The organism is Martinezella sp. CNPSo 3957 (genome assembly GCF_057784395.1).
Genome location: NZ_JBXSOU010000006.1, coordinates 323,496 through 330,205, shown reverse-complemented (window position 1 = coordinate 330,205; position 6,710 = coordinate 323,496). Strand labels below are relative to the sequence as shown.

Annotated in this window: 7 protein-coding genes; 3 read left to right on the top strand and 4 right to left on the bottom strand. The window is 60.3% G+C overall.

All coding sequences use genetic code 11. The features are described from left to right. Positions 1-51: 51 nt before the first annotated feature. The gene (locus AC13QE_RS17280) at positions 52-954 is read right to left on the bottom strand and encodes an EamA family transporter (RefSeq protein ID WP_488484566.1); all 903 of its coding nucleotides are present in this window, start codon (positions 952-954) and stop codon (positions 52-54) included. An 82-nt stretch (positions 955-1,036) separates the two neighbouring features. On the opposite strand from AC13QE_RS17280, the gene AC13QE_RS17275 reads away from it, so the two are divergent. Next, on the top strand, positions 1,037-1,525 hold the full coding sequence (locus AC13QE_RS17275; protein ID WP_488484565.1) for a MarR family winged helix-turn-helix transcriptional regulator: 489 nt from the start codon (positions 1,037-1,039) through the stop codon (positions 1,523-1,525). On the opposite strand, the gene AC13QE_RS17270 is transcribed toward AC13QE_RS17275, so the two are convergent. Further along, on the bottom strand, positions 1,502-2,428 hold the full coding sequence (locus AC13QE_RS17270) for a LysR family transcriptional regulator (RefSeq protein WP_488484564.1): 927 nt from the start codon (positions 2,426-2,428) through the stop codon (positions 1,502-1,504). The two genes, AC13QE_RS17275 and AC13QE_RS17270, sit on opposite strands and share 24 nt — an antisense overlap. 137 nt (positions 2,429-2,565) lie before the next feature. Between AC13QE_RS17270 and AC13QE_RS17265 the strand changes: the two genes are divergently transcribed. Next, positions 2,566-4,020 (top strand): MFS transporter, encoded by a 1,455-nt coding sequence (locus tag AC13QE_RS17265; protein WP_488484563.1) that lies wholly within the window; start codon positions 2,566-2,568, stop codon positions 4,018-4,020. 42 nt (positions 4,021-4,062) lie between these two features. On the opposite strand, the gene AC13QE_RS17260 is transcribed toward AC13QE_RS17265, so the two are convergent. Further along, entirely contained in the window at positions 4,063-4,959 is an 897-nt protein-coding gene (locus AC13QE_RS17260; protein ID WP_488484562.1) for a LysR family transcriptional regulator, read from the bottom strand. A gap of 66 nt (positions 4,960-5,025) precedes the next feature. Between AC13QE_RS17260 and AC13QE_RS17255 the strand changes: the two genes are divergently transcribed. Continuing rightward, complete coding sequence (locus tag AC13QE_RS17255) at positions 5,026-5,685, top strand: NADPH-dependent F420 reductase (RefSeq protein ID WP_488484561.1); 660 nt, start codon at positions 5,026-5,028, stop codon at positions 5,683-5,685. An 83-nt stretch (positions 5,686-5,768) separates the two neighbouring features. Here AC13QE_RS17255 and AC13QE_RS17250 read toward each other — a convergent pair whose 3' ends face one another. Next, positions 5,769-6,599, bottom strand: a complete 831-nt coding sequence (locus tag AC13QE_RS17250) for an aldo/keto reductase (protein WP_488484560.1) — start codon at positions 6,597-6,599, stop codon at positions 5,769-5,771. Positions 6,600-6,710 lie beyond the last annotated feature (111 nt).

Below are 6,710 nucleotides of genomic sequence, written 5' to 3'. Positions count from 1 at the left end.
GCGGCCTGATGGCCGCCCTTTTTGTTTGTCGAGGGAAATTCGGCGGCTGCTCTATTGCTTCGATGTGGCGGCTTGTCTCCCGCCAAGCACTGGATTTCCTGCCGTCGGAGCCTGCTGCACGCGCTGGCTCAGCCAGACGCTGCAGAGCACGACGACAATGCCGAACATCTGCATCGGGCTCAGCTGCTGGCCGAGCACCGCCCATCCCAGGATCACGGCCATGGTTGGGCTGAGGAAGCCGAGCGGCGAGACCATCGAAGGTTCGAGCCGCGACAGGCCCCGGAACCAGAGAATGTAAGTCAGCGCCGCGCCGATCAGACCGAGATAGGCGAAGCCGAGAATGTTGGCGCCGGTCAGATGCGGTAGCGGCGGCTCGAGCAGCAGCGTCACCGGCAGCAAAAGCACGCCGCCCGCCGTCAGCTGCCATGCCGTAAAGGTCAGCGGCGAAACATCCGGCCGCCAACGGCGGCTGAGCACGGTTCCGGCCGCCATGGAGAAGGCGCCGCCAATGCCTGCAATAATGCCGATCGGATCGAGCGTCGCATTCGGCGTCAGGATCAGCAGCGCGACACCACCGATGCCGGCAATCGCCGCAACAATCGAAAGGCTGCGGATCGGCGATCCCAGCAGCAAGCGCGCCAGCACGATGACGATCAGCGGCTGGACGGCACCGACAGTCGCCGCCACGCCACCGGGGAGCCGATAGGCCGAAATAAATAGCAGCCACCAGAAGATGGAGAAATTCAGCGCCCCAAGCACCAGCGACTTCAGCCACCAGTCCCCATGCGGCAGCCGCCGCACGATCAGGAGCAGCAGCATACCGGCCGGCAGGGCGCGCAGCATCGCGACCGTAAGGGGATAGCCAGCCGGCAAAAGCTGCGTCGTTACCAGGTAGGTGCTTCCCCAGATCGCCGGCGCGATGGCGGTGAGCAACAGGTCGAAATTCCGATTCATGGCCTTGGCCTCAAATTTATCTTGACTTCAAGATAATATGAAATACCTTGACGTCAAGATAAATTCATGGCGAGATCTCGTTATGGATCGCATCGACAAAATTCTCTCCCAGTGGCGCCGTGAACGGCCGGACCTCGACACCACGGCGATGGGCCTCTTCGGGCGCCTGCGCAATCTCGCGCTCCATCTCTCGCGCGAGATGGAGAAAACCTTCGGCCGCTTCGGCCTAAATTCCGCGAACTTCGATATGCTGGCGACCCTGCGCCGCTCGGGCGAGCCCTATACGCTCTCCCCCAGCGACCTGATGGAAACGATGATGGTCTCGTCGGGCACGATGACCAATCGTATCGACCAGCTGGAAAGGGCCGGCCTCGTCGCTCGCAGCCAGAACCCGGATGATGGCCGCAGCTTCCTGATATCCCTGACGCCGAAAGGCTTCGAGCTTATCGATGCGGCGGTGACGGCACATGTCGAAACGCAGAAACGGCTGATCTCCACCCTTTCTGAAGGCGAACGAAAAGCTCTTGACCGGCTGCTGCGCAATTATTTAGCCGACTTCGAATCTGGTTGATTGCCCCGAACGCAATCCGGCGCAGACATCGCGAATGCAGCCCCTCAGCCAGCGATGCGCCGGATCCGCATCCATGCGCGGATGCCAGAGCAACGAGATCATGACGCCCGATGTCGGCACCGGCAACGCAAAACTATGCATGCCGACACGCAGATTGCCCGTATAGCGCTCCGGTACGCTGACGATCAGGTCGGAGGCGCGCGCCAAGGCCAGCGCAGCCGAAAAGCTACCGACAATCGTTGCGATCTGCCGCTTCAGGCCCAACTCTTCCAGCGCCTCGTCGATCTGCCCTTTCTGAAGGCCGCGCCGTGATACCAGAAGATGTTGCCCGGCAGCGTAACGTTCCGGGGTCACCTCTCCTTCACTCAGCGGATGTCCGCTTCGGACCACGCCAATGAAGCGATCGCGGAACAGCGCCTGCGTTCGCAATTCCGGACCGGTATCGTCACCGACAACACCGGTTTCGAAGTCGATCGCCCCATCGCGCAAAGGCGTGCTGTCCTTGTCCAGCTTCTGCATGAAGTAGAGCCGAACGCCAGGCGCCTGCTCGGCAATGCGCGCGATCAGTTCAGCGCCGAAATTCTCCACGAAACCTTCGCGGGTGCGCAGCGTGAAAATTCGAGCAAGCTGCTTCAGATCCAAGCTTTCGGCGGGCCGCAAGGCCGCTTCCGCCTCCCGCACAAGCTGACCGACACGGTCGCGCAGCTCCAGCGCCCGCGGCGTCGGCACGAGCCCCCGGCCCGCCCGAACCAGCAACGGATCCCCTGTCGTCTCACGCAGCCGCGCAAGCTGCCGGCTCATGGCGGATGGGCTGAGCCGCAATCGCCGGGCAGCGCGCGCGACACTGCCTTCGGCAAGCAGAACATTGAGAGTGATGAGCAGATTGAGATCGGGCGTGGACATGCCGCGAGCATAGCACGGTTTGTGTAATATATAGCGTCAAACGCACGAATGAAGTGCAAATGCTGCGCGTTCCGCCATATCGCGTCGAGAGCTACCTTTCTGCCGGAAGTTTTATTAGGTCGCTAAAAATGGAGCTCATGTTGCAACCAATGATCGAAGATCCGGGCAAAGCCGGCCACACAAAATCAGCATCCTCGACCCGCTGGGCGCTCGCCAGCCTCTCGCTCTCCATGCTGATGCCCTCGCTCGGTACCAGCATTGCCAATATCGCGCTGCCGACGCTTGCCCAGGCATTCGGTGCCTCCTTCCAGCAGGTGCAATGGATCGTGCTTGCCTATCTGCTTGCTATCACCACGCTGATCGTCAGCGTCGGGCGCCTGGGCGACATTTTTGGCCGGCGGCGCTTGCTGCTGATCGGCATAAGCCTCTTCACCCTCGCCTCGCTCTTCTGCGGTGTCGCACCGACCCTCTGGCTATTGCTCGCCGCCAGAGGTCTGCAGGGCCTCGGTGCCGCCATGATGATGGCGCTGGCCGTGGCGATGGTCGGCGAAACCGTGCCGAAAGACCGGACGGGCAGCGCCATGGGCTTGCTCGGCACCATGTCCGCGATCGGCACCACGCTCGGCCCATCGCTCGGTGGCGTCGTGATCGCCAGCTTCGGCTGGAAGACCATTTTCCTCATCAATGTGCCGCTCGGGATCGCAAATTTTCTGCTCGCCGCCCGCTTCCTGCCGGCGGATCGTCGGGACCGGAAGGCGAGCAAGGGCCGACTGGATACGATCGGCACCCTGCTGTTGTCCCTGACACTCGCTGCCTATGCGCTGGCCATGACCCTTGGGCACGGCAGCTTCGGTGCGCCGAATATCGGCCTGCTGTTAGCGGCAGCTTTCGGCATCGTTCTCTTTGCGGTCACTGAAACGAAAGTGGAGTCGCCGTTGTTGCGCCCTTCGATGTTCCGTGATGCATCGCTAAGCGCAGGTCTTGCCATGAGCACCCTCGTTTCCACCGTCATTATGGCGACGCTGGTGGTCGGCCCCTTCTATCTCTCCCGCAGCCTTGGCTTCGATGCAGCCCATGTCGGCGCCATCATGTCCTGCGGCCCGCTGGTGTCGGCCCTGACGGGCGTACCGGCCGGCCGCATCGCCGACCGCTTCGGCGCCCAGCGCGTGACCATGACGGGTCTTGTTGGCATGATTGTCGGCCTCTTCCTGATAGTGATGTTGCAAGGCAGGTTCGGAGCCGCCGGCTACATCGGTCCGCTGGTTATCGTGACCGCAAACTATGCGCTCTTTCAGGCGTCCAACAACACTACTATCATGAAGGACATAAAGGCGGGGCAACGTGGCGTGATTTCCGGTATGTTGAGCCTGTCGCGAAATCTCGGCCTGATCACAGGCACAGCCGTCATGGGTGCGATCTTCACGCTAGGATCGGGAACGAGCGATATTATCACGGCACGCCCGGAAGCCATTGCAACAGGCATGCAGATCACCTTTGCAGTCGGCGCCCTGCTCATCGTCGCGACGCTGGCCATCGCCATCACCGGCATGGCGCGTTCAAGGCGTGATGCCCTTGCGCAGGAGGTCTCGTGAGAATGAGCCGAGAGGATAGCGGAGGATAATCCCGCCATCCGGTCACGCCGGTCCGTGGCCGCCGAATTCCGCCGAAACGAAGTCGAGAAAGCTACGGAGCTTCGGCGTGATGCGGCGATCCGGCGCGTAGAGAACATGCAGCGGGCGCGTCGGCACGCTATATCCGGGCAAAAGCGATACCAGCGCTCCCGTTTCCAGGCTCGATTGGATGAGTTCAGACGACTGTAGGATAATGCCGAGCCCTGCCAGCGCGGCTTTCAGCAGCGCCTCACCATTGTCGATCATCAGCCGGCCGGAGATCGGAACGCTCACATTCCCCTCCGTTCCTTCAAAATCCCAATGAGTCCTGAGCATTGTATGCGAGAAGATCAGGCACTCATGATTTCGAAGATCATCTGGCGTAGAGGGGGTGCCCCGGGCGCGCAGATAGCTCGGCGCAGCACAGATCACCAGACGATAGGGACCGAGACGACGGGCGATCAACCCGCTGTCAGCAAGCTCACCGACGCGAAAGACTGCGTCATGGCCCTCATCGATCAGATCCACCATGCGGTTCGTTAGCGACAGATCAATCGAAACCTCCGGATGCGCTCCCAGATATTTAGGAAGCGTTGGCGCGAGCGCATGGATACCGAAGGTGACGGGGGCGTTGACCCTCAGCTTCCCGCGCGGCACGGCCCGGGTTTCCGCCGCCAGCGCCTCCGCAGCCTCGACTTCTGCCAGTATATTGCGCGAGCGCTCGTAAAACTGGCTGCCGACTTCCGTCAGGTGCTGACGACGCGTGGTGCGGTTCAGAAGCCGAACACCAAGATGCTGTTCGAGAAATTGCACATGTTTGCCGACGAGCTGTGGCGACATGTTCAATGCCTCTGCCGCAGCACTGAAGGAGCCGAGCTCGACTGCCTTGACGAAAACGTTCATGCCGGAGAAGCGATCCATTAGAAACAATCCGTTTCAAGTATTGAGTTATCTAGACCATTTATCCGGATATGGCGATAATTTTATATGTTTCTCAGTCACAACAAGGAGCTGATAAATATGAAAATCGCTGTCATTGGTGTCGGAAATATGGGTGCGGGACTGGCGCGTCTGCTGACCGGTGCAGGGTCTGACGTCATCATCGGCCATCGCGATCCCGCAAAGGCAGCAGCCTTTGCCGCCGAACTGGGCGCTGGCATCGAAGCGGGCGGGGTTGCCGCCGCCATCAAGCTCGCAGATATCGTCATACTGGCGCTGCCCTATGGCGCTATCGCGGAAACGTTGAAGGAAGCCGGAAATCTCAGGGGAAAGGTGCTGGTCGATGTCAGCAACCCCGCAACCGCGGACTTCCGTGGTCTCGTCATCGGACACTCGAGCTCGGCGGCCGAAGAAATCCAGGCGCTTGTGCCCGAGGCGACGGTGGTAAAGGCTTTCAATACGATTTTCGCACCGTTGCTGCCCTCAGAAGGACGTAACGGCAAGGTGCTACAGGTCTTCATTGCCGGAGACGACGAGAAGGCAAAACATGCCGTATCCGACCTCGTCAAATCTATCGGCTTCGAGCCGGTCAACGCCGGTCCGCTTAGCAATGCCCGTTTCATCGAGCCTATCGGCGAGATGAACATCCACTTCGGCTTCTTTCTCGGCAAAGGACCGACTGTGGCACCGGCCTGGGTTCAGGTCTGACGGCACTCAGGACGCCAGGATGACAAAAGAGGCTCGGAGTCTTCACTCCGGGCCTCTTTGCATAAACTGATGGCAACCTGCGATCAAAAGCTCGCCGTCAGCGGATCCGGACCGATGCGACCTCCGGCGGAATCGAGCTTGGCTATGTCAGCCAGGTCGTCACTGTCGAGCTTGAAATCGAAAACGTTGAAGTTTTCCTCGATGCGGCTCGGCGTCACCGATTTCGGGATGACGATCAGGCCGTTGTCGATGTGCCAGCGGATGATGATCTGTGCCGGCGTGCGGCCATGCTTGGCGGCGACCTTGCCGATGACAGCATTGCTGAGAAGCTTGCCCTGGCCGAGCGGGCTCCAGGATTCGGTCTTAATGCCGAGTTTGTCGTGAACGGCACGCAGTTCCTTCTGCTGGAAGGTGGGATGCAGCTCGATCTGGTTCAGCACAGGCGTCACGCCGGTCTCGCCGATAATACGTTCGAGATGCGCGGCGGCAAAATTGGAGACGCCGATCGAATGGGCGCGGCCTTCTTCCTTGAGACGGACGAAAGCCTTCCAGGTGTCGAGATAGCGGTTGCGATGCGGCGACGGCCAGTGGATGAGGTAGAGGTCGATATAGTCGGTGCCGAGCCGTTTCAGGCTTTCGTCGAAGGCCTTCAGCGTGGAATCGAAACCCTGTGCCTCATTCCAGAGCTTGGTTGTGAGATAGATGTCCTTGCGGGCAACGCCGGACTGGCGCACGCCTTCGCCAACGCCATCTTCGTTGGCATAGATGGCTGCGGTATCGATATGGCGATAGCCGGCTTTCAAAGCCGTGCTGACGGCCATCGGCGCAACGTTTTCCGGCGTCTGCCAGACACCGAGGCCGACCTGCGGAATGGAATTGCCGTCATTGAACGTGATTGTCGGTTGCGTGGTCACGATAAGTCTCCAAAGGATGAGAAGCGGGTGGAGTGAAGGCGTGATTTAAATTCTAAAAGAAAAGGGGTCGGTCTGGTCCGCAAAGGCGCACCGGTCGAAATCCCATATAGT